The sequence below is a fragment of the Skermanella rosea genome (genome assembly GCF_016806835.2).
Taxonomy (GTDB): domain Bacteria; phylum Pseudomonadota; class Alphaproteobacteria; order Azospirillales; family Azospirillaceae; genus Skermanella; species Skermanella rosea.
Map to the genome: position 1 here is coordinate 3,884,017 of NZ_CP086111.1, position 17,856 is coordinate 3,901,872.

At 69.3% G+C, this 17,856-nt stretch carries 13 protein-coding genes; 7 read left to right on the forward strand and 6 right to left on the reverse strand.

Annotated elements, in window-relative coordinates; translation table 11 throughout:
• Positions 1-161: 161 nt before the first annotated feature.
• Positions 162-2,450, forward strand: coding sequence for a putative bifunctional diguanylate cyclase/phosphodiesterase (locus JL101_RS18135; protein WP_203097091.1), 2,289 nt, complete (start codon positions 162-164; stop codon positions 2,448-2,450).
• On the opposite strand, the gene JL101_RS18140 is transcribed toward JL101_RS18135, so the two are convergent.
• Positions 2,437-2,757 carry a heavy metal-binding domain-containing protein gene (locus JL101_RS18140; protein ID WP_201078798.1) on the reverse strand — a complete coding sequence of 107 codons (321 nt, stop codon included), beginning with the start codon at positions 2,755-2,757 and terminating at the stop codon, positions 2,437-2,439. The two genes, JL101_RS18135 and JL101_RS18140, sit on opposite strands and share 14 nt — an antisense overlap.
• A gap of 342 nt (positions 2,758-3,099) precedes the next feature.
• Between JL101_RS18140 and JL101_RS18145 the strand changes: the two genes are divergently transcribed.
• Positions 3,100-3,714 carry a TetR/AcrR family transcriptional regulator gene (locus JL101_RS18145; protein WP_203097090.1) on the forward strand — a complete coding sequence of 205 codons (615 nt, stop codon included), beginning with the start codon at positions 3,100-3,102 and terminating at the stop codon, positions 3,712-3,714.
• Positions 3,715-3,765: 51 nt separating this feature from the next.
• Here JL101_RS18145 and JL101_RS18150 read toward each other — a convergent pair whose 3' ends face one another.
• The 5 genes from JL101_RS18150 to JL101_RS18170 all read right to left on the reverse strand — a co-directional run bounded on the left by JL101_RS18150 (position 3,766) and on the right by JL101_RS18170 (position 14,599).
• Complete coding sequence (locus JL101_RS18150) at positions 3,766-5,283, reverse strand: TAXI family TRAP transporter solute-binding subunit (RefSeq protein ID WP_203097089.1); 1,518 nt, start codon at positions 5,281-5,283, stop codon at positions 3,766-3,768.
• A 13-nt stretch (positions 5,284-5,296) separates the two neighbouring features.
• The gene (gltS, locus tag JL101_RS18155; protein ID WP_228434936.1) at positions 5,297-6,499 is read right to left on the reverse strand and encodes a sodium/glutamate symporter; all 1,203 of its coding nucleotides are present in this window, start codon (positions 6,497-6,499) and stop codon (positions 5,297-5,299) included.
• A gap of 166 nt (positions 6,500-6,665) precedes the next feature.
• Positions 6,666-8,030, reverse strand: coding sequence for a pentapeptide repeat-containing protein (locus tag JL101_RS18160; protein WP_203097087.1), 1,365 nt, complete (start codon positions 8,028-8,030; stop codon positions 6,666-6,668).
• Positions 8,020-12,342, reverse strand: coding sequence for a PAS domain S-box protein (locus tag JL101_RS18165; RefSeq protein ID WP_203097086.1), 4,323 nt, complete (start codon positions 12,340-12,342; stop codon positions 8,020-8,022). Before JL101_RS18165 ends, JL101_RS18160 begins: the two co-directional genes overlap by 11 nt.
• A gap of 103 nt (positions 12,343-12,445) precedes the next feature.
• Positions 12,446-14,599, reverse strand: a complete 2,154-nt coding sequence (locus JL101_RS18170; RefSeq protein WP_203097085.1) for a putative bifunctional diguanylate cyclase/phosphodiesterase — start codon at positions 14,597-14,599, stop codon at positions 12,446-12,448.
• 323 nt (positions 14,600-14,922) lie between these two features.
• On the opposite strand from JL101_RS18170, the gene JL101_RS18175 reads away from it, so the two are divergent.
• The 5 genes from JL101_RS18175 to JL101_RS18195 all read left to right on the forward strand — a co-directional run bounded on the left by JL101_RS18175 (position 14,923) and on the right by JL101_RS18195 (position 17,851).
• Entirely contained in the window at positions 14,923-15,921 is a 999-nt protein-coding gene (locus tag JL101_RS18175) for an ABC transporter substrate-binding protein (protein ID WP_203097084.1), read from the forward strand.
• A complete protein-coding gene (locus JL101_RS18180; protein WP_203097083.1) occupies positions 15,921-16,676 on the forward strand; it encodes an ABC transporter permease in 756 nt (251 codons plus the stop codon). The genes JL101_RS18175 and JL101_RS18180 overlap by 1 nt, the downstream gene beginning before the upstream one ends.
• Before the next feature lie 92 nt (positions 16,677-16,768).
• Positions 16,769-16,993, forward strand: coding sequence for a hypothetical protein (locus JL101_RS18185; RefSeq protein WP_203097082.1), 225 nt, complete (start codon positions 16,769-16,771; stop codon positions 16,991-16,993).
• Between the two features lie 67 nt (positions 16,994-17,060).
• A complete protein-coding gene (locus JL101_RS18190; protein WP_203097081.1) occupies positions 17,061-17,393 on the forward strand; it encodes a hypothetical protein in 333 nt (110 codons plus the stop codon).
• A 134-nt stretch (positions 17,394-17,527) separates the two neighbouring features.
• Positions 17,528-17,851, forward strand: coding sequence for a hypothetical protein (locus tag JL101_RS18195; RefSeq protein ID WP_203097079.1), 324 nt, complete (start codon positions 17,528-17,530; stop codon positions 17,849-17,851).
• Positions 17,852-17,856 lie beyond the last annotated feature (5 nt).

Genomic DNA, 17,856 nt, shown 5'->3' on the forward strand with positions numbered 1-17,856 from the left:
CTTCTTGGACCGCGTGTGAAGACGGTCTTTCAGCATAGGCATCGGCCACAGGTCCGGCGGCAGCACCGGCCGGTCCGCGCGCGTTTCGGTCACAGTTTCAGCGTTTTTTAATCGAGCTCCATTAGGTTGCAGAATCGTACGCTGCATGCGGGGTTCGACGGGTGCTGGAACTGGATCTGAGGGTGGAGCGCCAGAGCGCGGCTCTGGGGGCGCTGGCACGGCACGACTGTTTCGTCCGTGCCGACCTAGCCGTCTGCCTGCGCCGGATCAACTGCGTCGCGGCCGAGACGCTGGACGTCGCCCGGTCGAGCATATGGCTGCTGAACGAAGACGGCACGTCCCTGGTCTGCGCCGACCATTACGACGTGTCGAGCAGCGTGGACGGAACCGGGCAGATCCTGGAGCGGGCCGACTTCCCCCATTACTTCCAGGCGATCCTGGAAGACCGCGTGATCGCGGCATCCGACGCCCAAAGCGATCCCCGGACCTGCGAGTTCACGGAGAACTACCTGATCCCGCTCGGCATCGCCTCCATGCTGGACGTGCCGATCCTGTTCGGCGGGCGCACCGTGGGCGTGCTGTGCGTCGAGCATGTCGGCCTGCCGCGCGGCTGGCCGCGCGACGAACAGGTCTTCACCGCCTCGCTCGGGGACTTCGTGGCGATGGCGCTGGCCGCCGAGGAGCGGACCCGTGCCGAGTCGGCCCTGCGCCGGGCCGAGGAGCGCTACCGCGGCATCTTCGAGAATGCGATCGAAGGGCTGTTCCAGATGTGCCCGGACGGACGCTTCACCGACGTCAACCCGGCGATGGCCCGCATGCTGGGATTCGCCGACGCCGCCGGCTTCCTGGCGGCGCGCGGGCCGGTCGGAGCGCCGCTCTTCGTCGATCCCAGCCGCCGCGCGGAGCTGATGCGGCTGGTCGATGCCCAGGACCGGGTGGTCGGCTTCGAGGCGGAACTGTACCGCCGCGACGGCCCGGTGATCTGGGGCGGCTTCAGCATCCGGACGGTGCGCGGCGCCGACGGCCGGATCCTGCGCCTGGAAGGATCGCTGGAGGACGTGACGCTGCGCCGCCGGGCCGAGGACCAGCTGGCCCACGTGGCCCTCCATGACGGGCTGACCAACCTGCCCAACCGCGCGCTGTTCATGGACCGGCTGGCCCAGAGCCTTGCCCGCGCCCGGCTGTCGCGGGTCGGAACGGCGGCGGTCGTGCTGCTGGACATCGACCGGTTCAGCCTGATCAACGACAGCCTGGGCCATGCGGCCGGCGACCGGCTGCTGATCGACCTGGCGTGCCGGCTGTCCGCGCGCCTGCGCCCGGGGGATACCCTGGCCCGGCTGGCCGGGGACGAGTTCGCCGTGCTGGCGGAGGGGCTGGAGGACCGGGACGCGGCGCTGGAACTGGCGGAAGCCATGAGGTCGTGCGTCGCCGGGCCGTTCGTCGACGCGACCGACCAGGAGCTGTTCGCCTCGGCCAGCGCCGGCGTCTGCTTCGATGTCGGCGGAAACCAAGGTCCGGACGACATGGTGAGGCATGCGGGCACCGCGCTGCACCAGGCCAAGGCCCAGGGACGCGCCCGCTGCCTCGCCTTCACCGACGGCATGCGGACCGAGCCGCTGCTGACGCTGAAGCTCCAGAGCGACATGCGGCGCGCGATCGAGCGGGACGAGTTCCTGCTCTATTACCAGCCGATCCTGTCGCTGCCGGACCGCCGGCTGACCGGGTTCGAGGCGCTGATCCGCTGGAACCACGCCCAGCGGGGGCTGATCCCGCCGGCGACCTTCATCCCCATCGCGGAGGAGAACGGCCTGATGACCGACCTGGGCGACTGGGTCACCAACGCGGCCTGCCGGCAGATGCGGACTTGGCAGGACCGCGTCGGCGCCCCGGTGCCGCTGTCGCTCAGCATCAACATGGCGCCGACGCAGCTGATCCACCCGGAAGCCTTCTCCCTGCTGGACCGCGCCGTCGCGGCGAGCGGCGTCGACATCGGCAGGATCAAGCTGGAAGTCACCGAGACGGCGCTGGCCGGCGACGCGGAATTGCTCCCGCAGCGGTTGCGGGCGCTGAGGGAGCGCGGGTTCCGGATCCTGATCGACGATTTCGGGACCGGCTATTCGTCGCTCAGCCGCCTCCACCGGTTCCCGATCGACGGCCTCAAGATCGACCAGAGTTTCGTCAAGCCGATGCTCTACGACCCCGACAGCGCGGCCATCGTCCGGACCATCGTGGCGCTGGGCAAGGCGCTGGACCTGGACCTGTTCGCCGAAGGCGTCGAGGACGAGGGAACGGCGGCGGAACTGGGCCGCATGCAGTGCGACTTCGCCCAGGGCTACCTGTTCGCCCGGCCGCTGCCGGTGGATGCCGCCGACGCCCTGGTGGAGGAACTGATGGAGGAACTGGTGGAAAGACCCGCGGACAGCCCGGTCCGGACGCTCAACCCAGCCTGACCGCCGTGCCGTTGATGCTGACCATCAGCATGCCGTTCTCCTTGCCGAGCACCTCGTAGTCGAGATCCACCGCGACCACCGCATCGGCGCCCAGGCGCCGGGCGGCATCCTGGAGGTCGGCCATGGCATGCTCGCGCGCGTCCTTGAGGGCGTTCTGATAGCCGCCCGACCGGCCGCCGACGATGTCGCGGATGCCCGCGAAGAAATCCCGGAAGACGTTGACGCCGATGATCGCCTCGCCCGTGACGACGCCCAGGTATTCGACGACGCGACGGCCCTCGACCTGATCGGTAGTGGTAATGATCATCGTGAGTTCCTCCGCAGTTTCATGTGAATGGCCCCCGGCAGTCCGTCCGACCGAAAGGATCGGGGGCACTCATCGGAACACCCGGGTGCCGAGTAAAGATCCGGGAGCCCCAATTGGGCGAGACATTTTGACGCTGCGTCATCGCCCCGGCTACCCCGATTGCAGCAACACGGTACTAATCTCAATATCCCTAGAAAAGTTGTGGTTTGGCGCCGCATCTCGGCTGGGGACGTCGAGGATAACGGTACCCGCCCTGCCAAGGGGTCCCAGGGTCCCGGGCACTGCCGCGGACAGCGGCCGTCGCCTCGCCGCAGATGTGCCCAACGGAGGAGACCCACTCTCATGAACCAAAAGCAGCAGGGGCCAAAGCCGGGAGACAGGCTTCTGACGACTGCCACCCGCCTGTTCTGCCGTCACGGCATCAACGCGACCGGCATCGACAGGATCCTGGCGGAAGCCGGTGTCGCCAAGATGACGCTGTACAACCAGTTCGGCTCGAAGGAAGGGCTCGTCTTCGCCGTCCTCGAGCGCGAGGGCGAAGCCTGGCGCCAGTGGTTCCAGAAGGCCGTCGATGAGCTTCCCGGCTCTCCCGCGGACAAGCTGGTGGGAATCTTCGGCGTGCTGGAGAACTGGTTCAGGCGGGACGGCTTCTACGGTTGCGCCTTCATCAACGCGGTGGCCGAACACAACAAGGAGGACCCCCGCATCCGTGCGCTGGCCCAGGCGCACAAGAAGAAGGTCCTGACGGTGATCCGCGGGCTCGCCGACCAGGCCGGCGTGCTGGACCCGGAATCCCTGACCGACGCGATCGGCATGCTGGTCGACGGCGCGATCATCGCCGCCGTCATCACCGGCACCTCCGAGCATGCGCGGCGCGGGGCCGACGCGACCCGCATGCTGCTGGCGTCGCAGCTGTTGGGCAACCAGGCGCCGGCGAGCCACGCCCACGCGGCGTAGACGCCTGCCAGTACATCCTGGGCGGCGAGACGCCGCCGCTTCCGGAAGCGGCTACTGGCCGGCGGCGGTTGACGCGTCGCCGAGCCAAGCCTCGGCGGCGGGATGGAGCGGGATCGACAGGCCGCTCTCCGCCCGGCCGCGGGAGATCAGCGCCCCCGCGGCGCTACCCGCCGCCAGGAAGTCGATATCCTTGAACACGGTGTCCAGCAGCGTGGTCACCTCGACGTCCGGCATGTCCCGGCGCGACACCAGCAGGGCGGTCACCGCGACGGTCGGGACCGGCTCGGTCTGCCGGGGATAGGTTCCGGCCGGCAGGGTCAGCGGCACCAGGTTGCCGTCGGAGCCGTCCAGCTCCTGAATGGCGTTCCGGTCGAGGGGCAGGAACCGGATCCCGCGTTCGGCGGAAAGCCGCTGGAACAGCCGGGCCGGCGCGTTGATGACGCTGACCACGGCGTCGATTTTCCCGGCCACCAGCGCCTCCACCGCCCGGCTCGGCCCCATGTCGGTCACCTCCGCGAAGTCGTCCGGGGCGAGCCCATGGGCCGCCAGGACGGACCGGGCGGTCAGCAGCGACCCGGAGCGCGGGAGCCCCAGGTCGATCCGCTTGCCGCGCAGGTCGGCGACCGTCCCGATCTCCCCGTCGGCCCGGACGACGATGTGGACCGGTTCGGGGAACAGGCTGGCCAGCGCCCGAAGCTCGGGGTTCGGCCCGGCCCGCTCGAACAGGGCGTCTCCCCGGACGGCCATGGCGGCGATGTCGTTCTGGGCCAGCGCCACGTCGGCCGACCCGTCCTGGATCAGGCGCAGGTTCTCGACGCTGCCGTCGGTCGCGACTCCTGCCGCGCGCACGCCGTCGGCCGAGATCGACGCGGCGATGGTCCGGGCGATCAGGTTGTATTCGCCCCCTTCGGGCCCGCCGACGACGATGAAGGCGCGCTGGAGCCGGTCGAGCCGCAGCGTGATCTGGCGGTACGCCTCGTCCAGCTCCTCGGTGATGATCTCCCGGGCCTGCCGGGCATCCTCGGTCGGCGGGCCTTCGAACAGGGCCATGATCTGGTCCACCAGCCCGCGGGCGATGGCCGGCGGCCCCGTATTGTCCAGGGGCGGCGGCTGGCCGACCGGCGTCTGGGCGACCACGACCGCCCGCCAGTCGCCGTTCGTCCGCTCGAACCCGACGGAACCGCTGACCTCCACCGTGTCGCCGGCCTGGTTGCCGTCGCGCCGGATGCCCTTCAGCCCGTGCTCGGTGGCGCCGAGCAGGTTGGCCAGCGCCGACACGTTCAGCGCTTCCCAGTCGCTGAACGAATAGTCGCGGAGCACCCGCAGGTCCGCGTTGTAGTAGACGATCTTCCGCTCGGCGCCGCCGGCGTCGGCCGGCAGGGGGCTGCTGCCGACCCGGTTGAAATCGGTGATCTCGAACACCGGATCGGGGAAGGTTGTTTCGAGCGCGGACTGGAGCGCGCCGCGGACCGCCGCCTCGTCCGGCACCTTCTCGCAGGCGGCCAGGAATCCCAGCGCCGCGACGAGCACCAGCACCCGCGCCGGCATGCGGAACAGCCTGTCGATCATGGCGCGTCCTCCTTCAAAGGCCCAGTTGGGGCAGGCTCATGAAGCCCTGGATCACCAGCGCGTTGGCGAGGTCGATCAGGAAGGCCCCGACGATCGGGATGATCAGGAACGCCTGGGGCGAGTGGCCGTAGCGGCCGGCGACCGCCTGCATGTTGGCGATCGCGGTCGGCGTGGCCCCCATGCCGAATCCGCAGTGGCCCGCCGACATGACCGCGGCGTCGTAGTTCGACCCCATGACCCGGAACGTCACGAAATACACGTAGGCCGCGATGGCGACGGTCTGGGCCGCCAGGATGGCCAGGATCGGCAAGGCCAGCGACACCAGTTCCCAGAGCCGAAGCGCGATCAGCGCCATGGCCAGGAACAGCGACAGCGACACCGTGCCGAGCAGGTCGATGGTGGCGCCGTCGACCTGGCGCAGCCCGGACAGGCCGAGGCCGTTGCGGATGAGGACGCCGGTGAACAGGGTCCAGACGAAGGCCGGCAGCGTCAGGTAGTCGTTCTTCAGGATTTGGCCCAGGTAAGAGCCGATCATGACGCAGATCACGATCAGGAACAGCGTTTCCAGGAAGCTTTCCGGACTGAGGCTGCGCACCTCGTCGCCGCCCAGTTCGCCCGGAGCGCCTTCGAGCTCGACGCCGGTCCCGGCCTTCAGGTTGTTGCTCGAAATCAGCCGCTGGGCGATCGGGCCGCCGATCAGCCCGCCCAGCACCAGGCCGAAGGTGGCGCAGGCCATCGCGACTTCCATGGCGCCCTGGAGATTGTAATCCTCCCCGAAGCGGGTCGCGTAGGCGGCGCCGGTCCCGTGCCCGCCGGACATGGTGATCGAGCCGGCGAGCAGGCCGGTCAGCGGATGCATGTCCAGGCTGACCGCCGCCGCGACGCCAACCGCGTTCTGGATCACCAGCATGACCACGACGACGGCGAAGAACACCAGGACGGCGCGGCCGCCCTGCATCAGGGTCTTGACGTCGGCGCTCAGCCCGATCGTGGCGAAGAATGCCAGCATCAGCGGCGTCTGGAGCGACATGTCGAAGCTGATTTCCATGCCGGCGCCGACCCGCAGGCCGGTGATCACCAGCGCCGCGAGCAATCCGCCGACTACAGGTTCGGGAATATTGTACCGCTGAAGGAAGCCGACCTTCGAGATGACCACGCGGCCGATCAGAAGGACCACGATGGCCGCGACCAGCGTGGATACGACGTCGATTTCCATTTCCATCCCGCCTCCCTTGCCCCGTCCCCTTGGCCCAAGGCCTTTCGGCCCAGTGCCTTTCGGCCTACGCCGTCCCGGGGATCGCCTGATCACCAGCTAACCCATGGACCAGGGGGGAAGTGGCAGCGGCGCCGCGGAAGCGACTTACTTTCCGCCTGAAATAGCCTTATTTTCCGCCTGCCCCTTTCGTTTCAGGGTTGCCGGAAGGATGCGGCAGCTCAACGCCGCGGCAATCCGTGAGATCGGCGCCGTGGAACCTCGTCCGGTCCAGCGTCGCCCCCGTCAGGATCGCATGGCGCAGGTCCGCGTCGGCGAAGTCGGCGCCGCTCAGGTCGGCCCGGGTCAGCTCCGCGCCGGTCAGCCGGGCCCGTCGGAGGGAGGCGTCGCGCAGGCAGGCGTTCCACAGCCGGGCGCGCTCCAGGTTCGCCGACAGCAGGCGGTTGCCGGCGCGCTCGTTCAGGCGGACGGAATCCAGCACGGCGCCGGTCAGGTCGGCATCGGCAAGGAAGGTCCGGCGCAGGGTCGCCGCCCGCAGGTCGCAGTTCCGCAGGTTGGCCTCGCGCAGGTCCGACATGGTCAGGTCCACTACGGTCAGCACCGCGCCGTCCAGGTTCGCCCGTTCCATGGCGCAGTTGGTGAGGACCGCGCCGCCGAGATCGACCCCCGGAAGCTCCAGCCCCGCCAGGTTGAACCCGGTCAGCTCCAGCCGCTTGCCCTGCTGGCCCTGGGTCCTGATCCACAATCCATGGGCCCGCAGGAGGTCCGAGATCGAGAAATCCCCCGCCGGACGGGGCAGGTTCTTCGCCCCGTCGGCGATCGAGAGGATCTGCGCATCGACCACCGCCCCCATCAGGTCGGCGCCCTGCATGCGGGAGTTCCGCCAGTTGGCGCCCTTCAGCACGGCGCCGTGAAGCGTGGCGCCCGACAGGTTCACCTCGCTCAGCTCGGCGCCTTCCAGCACCACGCCGGTCAGGTTGGCGTTGCGGAAATCGACGCGGGCGAGCTTGGCGCCGACCATGACGGCGTCCGTCATGTCCGCCTGCATCGCGAGGGTCCCGGCGATGCGCGCCCGCGTCAGGTCGGCGCCCTTGAAGGTGGCGCCGACCAGTTCGGCCGGCGACGCCTCGAACGAGATGCGGTTCTCCTGGTCGAGCTTGGCCAGCGAGCCCTCGCGGATGTTGGCGAGTTCCAGCACGGCGCCGGTCAGGTCCGCCCCGCGCAGGCAGCAGCCGCGCAGGTCGGTCCGGCTGAGGTCGGCCTTCTGAAGCTGGGCCAGCCGCAGGTCGGCGCCGTACAGCACGGCGTCGCCCAGGTTGATGCCGCGTCCGTCGATGCCCTTCAGCAGCGCGCCCGTCAGGTCCGCCCCCGACAGGTCGGCGCCGGCGAGGCTGAGGCCGGACAGATCGTGGAATGCCAGGTTGGCGCGGGCGCCGTTCGCGGTGCCGCGCCGGAACCGCGCGTGCCGGGCGATGGCGACGCCGAGCTGCGCCTGGTCCAGCCGGACCCAGGTTTCAGGCGTGTTAGCGGTCATCGACGATGTCCCAGGGTTGGAGTTGGCGCTGGGTCCCGAGCACCCGCTCGATCGGGAGTCGCACCGTGACGGTCGTGCCGATGCCGACCGCGCTGTCGATGTCCAGGGTGGCGCCGTGCAGGCTGAGGAAGGAGCCCACGATGGCGAGCCCCAGCCCGGTGCCCTCCTCGCCCGACTGGCGGACGTTGCTGGCCCGCCCGAACGCCTCCAGGACCCGGGGAATCTCGCCGTCGGGAATGCCGATGCCGGTGTCCTTGACGGTGATGCAGACGTCGCCGAAGGCATCCACCAGGGTGCCGATCTCGACCATCCCGCCGCGCGGGGTGAACTTGACCGCGTTGCTCAGCAGGTTGACGACCACCTGCTTCAGGGCCCGCTGGTCGCCCATGACCGCCGGCACCGGTTCGGGGCGGAGGGCTATCATCACCCCCTTGCCGGCGGCTTGGTCGCGCAGCAGCCGGACCGAGGCGTCGACGATCCGGCAGAGGTCGATCTGCTCCTCCTCCAGCACGTAGCGCCCGGCCTCGACCTTGGACAGGTCGAGGATGTCGTTGATCAGCGACAGCAGGTGGCGGCCGCACTGGTCGATGTCTTCGGCGTATTCCTGGTACTTGGGCGAGCCTAGCGGCCCGAAATACTGGCCCTTCATGATCTCGGAGAAGCCGATCACCGCGTTCAGCGGCGTCCGCAGCTCGTGGCTCATCTGGGCCAGGAACTCCGACTTGGCCTTGCTCGACTGCTCGGCGTGGAGCAACGCCATGTCGGCCTCGCGGCGCACCTGCTCCAGCTCGACCGAGACGCGGACGAAATCGTCGAACCGCTGGTCCAGCCGCGTCCGGGCGGCGCGCAGCTCGGCCTCCACCGTCCGCTTGGCCGAGATGTCCGCGACGACGCCGACATAGCGGCGGCACCCGCCGGCCGTGAAAGCGGCCATGGAGATCCGGGCGGGAAAGGCGGAGCCGTCGCGCCGCCGCGCCAGGAACTCGGTGCCGCCCCCCGGGTCGCCGGCTTTCGGGTCGGGTTGCAGCAGGCTGAGGGCGGCGGCGCCGGACAGGGTCTCCTCCGCCAGCAGCACGCCGACGTCGCGGCCCCGGAGTTCCGCGGCGGACCAGCCGAACATGCTCTCCGCCGTCGGGTTGAACTCCTCCACCGCGCCGTCCTCACGGACGGTCAGGATGCCGACCAGCGCGACGCGCAGGATGGTGCGGAGCTGGTCCTCCCGCTGCGCCAGCGCGAATTCGGCCCGCCGGCGGGCCGTGACGTCGGCCTGGGTCGCGACGAAGCCGCCGTCCGGCAGGTCCTGGCGCCACACGTCGAGGATCCGCCCGCCGTGTCCCCCGATGTCGACCCGCGCGGGCGGCGGGGCGGACAGCCACCTGTCCAGCCAGACCATGTCCTCGGCGGTCCGCGCGTCCAGCACGGTCGCGTCGGTGCCCTCGGCCAGCGCCATGGACTGCTCGACCCGCCACCGGACCAGCCGCTCGATCGGGGTGCCGGGCGCGCCCAGGTCGCGGGGAAAGCCGTGGAGCGCCAGGAACCGGTCGTTGACCAGCCTGACGCGGCGCTCGGCGTCGAACACGACGATCCCTTGCCCGATGTTGGACAGCACCGTTTCCAGGAAAGCGGACTTTTCGGCCAGCGCCTCGCGCGCCTCCACCTCGACCGTTATGTCGGAGATCGTCCCGACGAACCGCCTGGCCTCGCCGCCGGCATCGAAGGACGCGGCACCCCTCGCGACCAGCCAGATCCAGCGCCCCGACTTGTGGCGCATCCGGAAGGCGACCTCGTAGAAGGGGTTCCCGCCGGTCAGGTGCCCGGCCAGGGCCTCGTCGACTCCGGCACGGTCGTCGGGGTGGATGCGTTCGCGCCAGGCGGCGTCGCTGAGCGTCAGCTCGTCCTCGCCATAGCCCAGCATGTGCAGGTAGGCCGGGGAGAACCACCGGTCGCCCGTCACGAGATCGGCGTCCCAGATGCCGCAGCCCGCCGCCGAGGCGGCCAGCCGGAACCGCTCCTCGCTGTCGCGCAGGGCCTTGGCGGTGCGCCGCCGCTCGCTGACGTCGGTCAGCAGCAGCAGCACATAGGTCTGTCCGTCCAGGCCGACGAAGGGTTCGCGGATCACCTCGACGCCGCGGGTCCGGCCGAACCGCGTGACCAGCTGGCGCTCGCGCAGGCGGGTCCGCTTGCGGGGCGCCTCCTGCCCCGGCGGCGGGCCGGGCTGCGCCGCAGCAGCCGCCTCGCCGGCCAGCAGGGTTTCGATCGGCCGCCCCAGAAGCTCGACCATCTCGAAGCCCGACATGCGGCAGAGGGTATGGTTCGCCTTGATGCAGATGCCGTCCTCGCGCGTCACCGCCACGGCCATCGGCACCGCCTGAAGGAGCGTGTCCAGCAGTTCGAAGCGGCCGAACAGGGCGCCGCTCCAGGGGACGAGGCCGACCGGCTCGCCGCCGGCGGGGGAACGGCGCACCTGGCTTTCCGGCACGCCGGCATTGCGCTCGCGGGGGAAGATGACGGTGACCGTGCTGCCCTCGTCCGGCGCCGTCTCGATCCGCAGTTCGCCGTCGTGAAGCTCCACCAGCCGCTTGACGATCGCCAGGCCGAGGCCGGTGCCTTCCCGCCGGCGCGTCAGGGACGCCTCCAGTTGGCTGAACGGCTCCAGGGCGCGGGGCACGTCCTCCAGCCGCATCCCGATCCCGGTGTCGCTGACGCGCAGGACGACCGACTCGTCCGGTCCGACCCGGGCATCCAGCCGGACCGTCCCGCCGGCCGGCGTGAACTTGACCGCGTTGGACAGGAGGTTCTGGACGATCTGCCGGATTCGGGCCTCGTCGGCGCGGATCAGAGGGCCGGGCTGCCCGGCGTCGCACAGCACGGTGACCCCGCCGGCCTCGGCGGCGGCGGCGGCCAGCTGGATCTGGCCGCGGGCGACCAGCGCCAGGTCGAGCGTCGCCTCCCTCAGCGCGAGCTGCCCGGCATCGATCCTCGACAGGTCCAGGATGTCGCTGATCAGCGCCAGCAAGTGGCGGCCGCTGCCGACGATGTCCTGCACGTAGTCGCCGTAGCGTTCGTTGCCCAGGGGGCCGAACAGCTCGTCGCGCAGGATCTCGGCGAACCCGATGATCGCGTTCAGCGGCGTGCGCAGCTCGTGGCTCATCAGGGCCAGGAACTCCGACTTGGCCCGACTCGCCTGCTCGGCCTGCTCCTTGGCGAGCCGCAGCATCTGGCCGCTCTCCACCAGCAGCGTCACGTCGGTATGGACGCCCACCATGCGGATCGGCTTGCCGTCAGGGTCGCGGACGCTGCCCCCGCGCGCCAGGATGTGCCGGATCGTGCCGTCCCGGTGAATGAACCGGACGGTCTGTTCGTAAGGCTTGCCGTCGTCCCAGTGGCGCTGGATCCGGTGGAGGGCGCGCTCGCGATCCTCCGGCAGCACCAGCCGCTGGAGCGCTTCCAGGTCGTTGGGCAGCTCGTCGTCGGCAAAGCCCAGGATCTCCTTCAGGCGCGGCGACAGCCAGATCGTCCCGGTCCTCAGGTCCCAGTCCCACAGCCCGTCGCGCGTGCCCTCGATCGCCAGCCGGAAGAAGTCCCGGCTGTCCTGAAGCTCGCGCTCGACCTGCTTGTGCCGCGTGATGTCGAAGCCGACCGACTGGTACTCGACCGGCCTGCCCTCGCCGTCATGGAAGGCGCGGTCGCTCCACAGCAGCCAGCGCACCGTTCCGTCCGGCAGCGTCACCGGCCGCTCGTGCCGCCCCACCGGCCGGTCGGGAGTAAGGTCGGCCAGGCACGCCCTGATCCTCACGACCTCCTGCGGCGAGACCAGATCGACGATCCGGCGCCCGACCAGGTCGTCGGGAGCCGCCCCGAAGCGGCGGGCATAGGCGGCGTTGGCGAAGGTGAGGGTCGTGTCGGGGCGGTAGCGGACGACCAGTCCTGCCTGTTCCTCGATGATCGCCTGGGTCCGGGAATCCAGATTGGTCCAGGAGGACGCCGGGGACCGCGCCGTGACGGTGACCATGATCCGGACGACGTCGCCGTCCAGCGGGATCGGGACCAGGACCAGGTGCCAGCTTTCGCGCTTGGGATCGAGCGCCACGTCGACGTCGATCTCGACCGGCTGCCCGGTGCCCGAGCACCCGTCCGCGGCCCGGCCGACAAGGGCGGAAAGGCACGCCGGATCGACCCGCCCCAGGGCGGTTTCCAGCCGGGCGTTCACCGCCAGCACCGCGGCTCCCGCGGACGCATCGATCACGAACGCCGGTGAGCCGACCAGATCCAGGATGGCGCGCAGATCTTGGGGAGGACAGCGGGCGAACATGTTCCGGCTAAACCACGCGAAATGAAGCTGCACTCTCGTTCAGCGGGCGCCGTTAATCCACTATAAAGTGGTAGATAAGCTTTAGGATACCATTTGGTCGCGCTTACCGCGCGGCCAGTTCCTTGACCGCCAGCAGGCGCGCCGGACGCCAGGTTTCCGGCTGGCTGCGGAGCAGCAGGCTGAGCGCCATCGGCGGGACCGGCTGGGAGAACAGGTAACCCTGCAGCAGGTCGCATCCCACGTCGGTCAGGAAATCCCGCTGGGCCGCCGTCTCCACCCCTTCCGCGACGACCGTCAGCCCGAGTCCGTGGGCCATGCCGACCACGGCGCGGACGAGTGCCGCATTCTTGAGGTTGTGCGGCACCCCGTCCACGAACATCCGGTCGATCTTCAGCTTGGTGATGGGCAGCTGCTGGACGTAGCTGAGCGAGGAATAGCCGGTCCCGAAATCGTCTATCGCGGTTTCAACGCTGATCGACGCCAGGGCGGAGATCGCCTGCACCGTCGCCTTCAGGTCGCGCACCGCGGCCTGCTCGGTGATCTCGATCCCGATCAGTCCCGCGAGGTAGGGCTTCTCCGTCATCAGTTCCGCCAGACGCGTGGTCAGCCGCCCGCGCAGGAACTGCTGGCCGGACACGTTCATGAAGACCCGGCCGCAGCCAAGCCCCTCGTCGTGCCATCGGGCGACCTGGTCGGCGACCGCCTCCAGCACCCAGTCGGTGATCGAGACGATCAGGCCGCTGTCCTCGGCGATCGGGATGAACTCGGCCGGGGACACCGACCCCAGGCTGGTGTGCGACCAGCGAAGCAGCGCCTCCGCGCCGGCGACCTTGCCGGTCTTCGCCTCGATGATCGGCTGGTAGACCACCCTCAGCTCGTCGCGCTGGACGGCGTGGGCGAGATGCATGGTCAGGAAGGTGCGGCGGCTCGCCGCCTGGGCCATCTCCGGCGTGTAGAAGCAGACCGCGTTGCCGCCCTCGTGCTGGACGGTCTGGAGCGCCAGCTCCGCCTTGGTCAGCAGTTCCTCGATCCGCCTGATGCTCCTGTCATGGACCGCGGCGCCGATGCTCATGCGCACCAGGACCATCTGGCGATCCACGTAGATCGGGCTGAGCAGGCGGGCATGGACATGGTCGGCGACCTCTTCGGCCGCCTTCCGGTCCGCGAAACAGGCCAGCGCCGCGAACTCGTCCGCGCCGACGCGGCACAGGATCGACCCCTTGGGCAGGATCTCGCCGAACCGGCCGACGATCGCCTTCAGGACGCCGTCGCCGATATGGTAGCCCAGGCCCTCGTTGATCTCCCGGAACTGGTCCACGTCGAAGCTGAAAATCACGTGGGTCAGGCCGGCCTGGGAGAGCCGCCCGGCCATCTGGCGGTCGCATTCCTCCAGGAAGGCCCGACGCGACAGCAGGCCGGTCAGCGGGTCGTGGTTGGTCAGGAAACGCGCCCGCTCCTCGGCAGCGTGGCGATCGGAGACGTCCCGGGCGATGCCGATGAAGGTGACCTCGTCGTTGAAGCGCATCTCGCCGACGCTGAGATGGACCGGGAAGACGGAGCCGTCCTTGCGCTTGGCCAGGACCTCGCGGCCGGTCCCGATGATCTTGGCGCGGCCCGACGCGAGATAGCTGTCGATGTACCCGGCATGGCGGTGCTCGTGCGGGGTCGGCATCAGCAGGGCGACGGGCGCGCCGACCAGCTCGGCCTCGTCGTAGCCGAACATGCGGCAGCAGGCATGGTTGACCGACTGGATGATCCCGCGGGCGTCGATCGTCATGATGCCGTCGACGGCCGCGTCGAGCAGCGACGTCGCGAACTGCTCCCGGCGGAGCAGGTTCTCGAGGGTGCGCTGCCGCTCGGTCACATTCTCCAGCAGCGCCAGGAAGCCCACGACGGTCCCGGCCCGGTCGCGGTGCGGGACGAGGCAGCCGCGCAGGTCGATGCGCCGGTCCGGCGCGGCGACCGCGACGAAGCCGAACAGCACCGTCTCGCCGGCCGACGCGCGGCGCGCCAGGTCGTCGGGGACGAATTCCGCGCCGTCCCGGGCAGCGGCCTCCAGGATGTCGGAGAACCGGGCGGAGGCCAGGACCTTTGCGTCGATGCCGAGCGTCGCGCGAAACAGGGCATTGACGAAGCGGCAGCATCCGTCCGCATCGAAGTAGCCGACGCACAACGGGACATCGTCCAGGACGCTGGATGCCAGGGAGGCCAGGAAGCCGTCTCCCGCTGCGGCGACGAAGGTTCCGAAGAGATCCACTGATTGACCTTCGGCCATCACTCCACTCCGCAGGCGGCTTCGATCCGGGATTTTCGTTTACCGCGCTGCATGCGAAAATCCCGGGACATTTGGCATAGAATATTTAAGCATTTGTTACTAATGGGATAACGGCATCTGCGGTGCGTCCTATGACGCGAAGCGGATGCCTCGGCCCGTGGCGAGGCCATCGTTCCAAAGTACAACCGATGGCGCGTACCGCCGCGCGGGGAATGCCGCTATCCTCCGACAGCCGCCCCGCCAGGCGGCTCACGGCCGAACCCGGAAAATCGGCCGGCATCGAAAAAATCGGGAGGAACCGGTCCATGCGACACCTCGTCACCAGCCTCGTCGCGGTGGTGTGCCTGCTTTTCGGCGCCCAGTTCCAGGGACCGGGCCAAGCCGCGGCAGCCGAGACCCCGCCGGTCCGCGTGGGCGTGCTGAAATTCGGCACGGTGAGTTGGGAACTCGACACCATCAAGCATCACGGACTGGACGCGGCCGAAGGCATCGATCTCCAGGTCGTCGAACTGGCCAGCAACCAGGCGACGCAGGTGGCGCTCCAGGGCGGCGCGGTCGACGTGATCGTGTCGGACTGGCTGTGGGTTTCCCGGCAGCGGGCAGAAGGCGCCGACTTCACCTTCGCCCCCTACTCCACGGCGGCCGGTTCGGTCATGGTCCCGGCCGACTCGCCGATCCGGTCGCTGGCCGACCTGAAGGGCCGGCGGGTCGGGGTGGCCGGCGGGCCGCTGGACAAGGGATGGCTGATGCTGCGCGCGTTGACCCTGCAGCAGCACGGCTTCGATCCGGACAAGGACAGCGAGAAGGTGTTCGGAGCGCCGCCGCTGCTCAACGAGCAGGTCCGCGGCGGCGGGGTCGAGGCCGTCCTCAACTATTGGAACTTCACGGCCCGGCTGAAGGCCGCGGGCCTGCGCCGGGTCGTCACGGTCGAGGAGATCGCCCGCGACCTGGGGATCCGGACCGACGTGCCGATCATCGGCTACGTCTTCCACGACGCCTGGGCCGAGGCCGATCCCGAAGCGGTCCGGGGCTTCCTCCGCGCCTCCCTGAAGGCCAAGGCGATCATGCGCGAGAGCGATGCGGAGTGGCGCCGCCTGGCCCCCCTGACCAGGGCGGAGGACGACGCGACGCTGCTGGCGCTCCGCGACGGCTACCGCGACGGCATCCCGACCGCCTGGAGCGATGCCGAGCGGGAGGACGCGGCCCGCGTCTACGAGATCCTCGCGAAGCTCGGCGGCCGCGAACTGGTCGGCGATTCCCCGCGCCTCGCCCCCGGCACGTTCTGGACCGGATTCGATTTCTGATGACCTTGTCGAAGGTGGGCCGCCTGCCGGCCCACATCCTGTCGCTCCTGGTCCTGGTGGCGCTGTGGCAGGCGGCATCGATCGCGGCGGCCAGCCGCTTGCTGCCCGGGCCGGCCGCCGTCGCCGCGCGCCTGGTGGACGAGGTCCTGCGGGGCGGGCTGCTTTTCGACCTCGCCGTGACGCTCGGGCGGGTCTGCGCGAGCTTCGTCATCGCGATGGCGATCGGGACGGCGTTGGGGATCGCAATGGGCCGGCTCCGCCTGCTCGACCGGTTGCTGGACGGCTGGCTGGTGCTTTTCCTGAATATCCCGGCGCTGGTGACGATCATCCTGGCCTATGTCTGGTTCGGCCTGACCGAGGCGGCGGCGATCTCGGCGGTCGCCGTCAACAAGATCCCCAACGTGGTCGTGACCCTGCGCGAGGGCGCCCGCGCCTTGGACCGCGACTACCTGGAAATGGCCGAGGCCTATCGGCTCGGTCCGGCCAAGACCCTGCGTCACATCGTCCTGCCGCAGCTCTATCCGTTCCTGCTGGCGGCGGCGCGTTCGGGCCTCGCCCTGATCTGGAAGATCGTCCTGGTCGTGGAGCTGCTGGGCCGCAGCAACGGCATGGGCTTCCAGCTGCAGGTGCTTTTCCAGCTGTTCGACGTCACCGGCATCCTCGCCTATACCGCGGCGTTCATCATCGTCGTGCAGTTCATCGAGTTCGCCGTGCTACAGCCCCTGGAAATCAGGGCGTCGCGCTGGCGGCGCTGACGCATTTATGTTGCCGACTCCCGCGGTTTTCTGGTTAAACGAATTTAACCACAAAATATTTTTTGGAACCAGAACGCGGGGTCAGACGTTACATGCCTTATGTCCTCCTGGTCGTCGCCTGTCTGACGGGCAATCCGGCGGAGTGCCGCCGACAAGAGCTTCCCCTGCCCCAGATCACCAACGCTACCGCCTGCCATCTGGGCGGCGCCGTCCGGCTGCGCGACTGGATCGCCGAGAACAGCGGATGGAGGCTGACCGATGTCCGGTGCCTGCCCCCACCCCATACCAATGCGCGGATCGCTTCGGCAGGAAATTAACAGTTTGGTTACAGAGGATAGTTAACGTCAGGCCTTGAACAGTATTACTCCCCAGAGGGTCAGCCCCATGGTGCAGCAAGACGACGTGATCGAACGGACTTCGATCGTGACCTATGCCCTGCTCGAGGAATTGCACACGGTTCTCGCCGATTCCGCCAAGCCTGACGAAACCAGCCTTGGCGTCATCATGGGACTGGCGATGTTCCTGGACGAGAAGATCGGCCCGATGCGGTCCCAGAAGCTGATGTCGCAGGCGCCCGGCATCATCCTGAAGACCGACGCCCACGTGACGGACGAGTTGATGCAGCGCTTCGCTCCCGTCCTGCGCGCCTTCGGCACCCATCTGGCGGACTTCGCCACCGCGGCGGCACCGGCCCGGCCGCTCACGAAGGTCATCTGACGGCGGATCGCCGACCACCGCGGGCCGGCCCGCGGTGGTCGGCCGAAAGCGTCGCGGGACCTTCGCGGCCCACGACGCGCCGGACCGAAGCTGATATACTCCCGCGCGAAGCGCAACCGGGCGGGAGGCAGCTCATGGACTGGCTCGTCACTCTCGGCATCGCCGTCGCCGCGGCGGGGACGGTCTTCGTCCTCGTGATCGGTATCGCCGTGCACGATCTGCGCGGCCACCTGAGACGCGGCATCTCGGACGCATCGACCCGCCAGGCCAAGTCCCTACGCAAGGTGACCGAGAACATGGCCACCGTCCAGAAGGAACTGCGGGAAGCCCAGGCGCAAATCCAGTCACTGGTCCGCGCGAACCGCAGGCTGAGCAACCGGCTCGCCGAACTGTCGGCCCGCGTCGACGCCGAGGACGACGGCGTGATGATGGACGACGACGACCGGGTGCTGCATTGAGCCGT

Excerpts from the sequence above, each read along its gene's own strand:
- JL101_RS18180 (WP_203097083.1), top strand. The coding sequence starts at position 15,921 with ATGACCTTGTCGAAGGTGGGCCGCCTGCCGGCCCACATCCTGTCGCTC.
- JL101_RS18175 (WP_203097084.1), top strand. The coding sequence starts at position 14,923 with ATGCGACACCTCGTCACCAGCCTCGTCGCGGTGGTGTGCCTGCTTTTC.
- JL101_RS18140 (WP_201078798.1), bottom strand. The coding sequence starts at position 2,757 with ATGATCATTACCACTACCGATCAGGTCGAGGGCCGTCGCGTCGTCGAA.
- JL101_RS18185 (WP_203097082.1), top strand. The coding sequence starts at position 16,769 with ATGCCTTATGTCCTCCTGGTCGTCGCCTGTCTGACGGGCAATCCGGCG.
- JL101_RS18160 (WP_203097087.1), bottom strand. The coding sequence starts at position 8,030 with ATGACCGCTAACACGCCTGAAACCTGGGTCCGGCTGGACCAGGCGCAG.
- JL101_RS18190 (WP_203097081.1), top strand. The coding sequence starts at position 17,061 with ATGGTGCAGCAAGACGACGTGATCGAACGGACTTCGATCGTGACCTAT.
- JL101_RS18145 (WP_203097090.1), top strand. The coding sequence starts at position 3,100 with ATGAACCAAAAGCAGCAGGGGCCAAAGCCGGGAGACAGGCTTCTGACG.
- JL101_RS18195 (WP_203097079.1), top strand. The coding sequence starts at position 17,528 with ATGGACTGGCTCGTCACTCTCGGCATCGCCGTCGCCGCGGCGGGGACG.
- JL101_RS18165 (WP_203097086.1), bottom strand. The coding sequence starts at position 12,342 with ATGTTCGCCCGCTGTCCTCCCCAAGATCTGCGCGCCATCCTGGATCTG.
- gltS (WP_228434936.1), bottom strand. The coding sequence starts at position 6,499 with ATGGAAATCGACGTCGTATCCACGCTGGTCGCGGCCATCGTGGTCCTT.
- JL101_RS18150 (WP_203097089.1), bottom strand. The coding sequence starts at position 5,283 with ATGATCGACAGGCTGTTCCGCATGCCGGCGCGGGTGCTGGTGCTCGTC.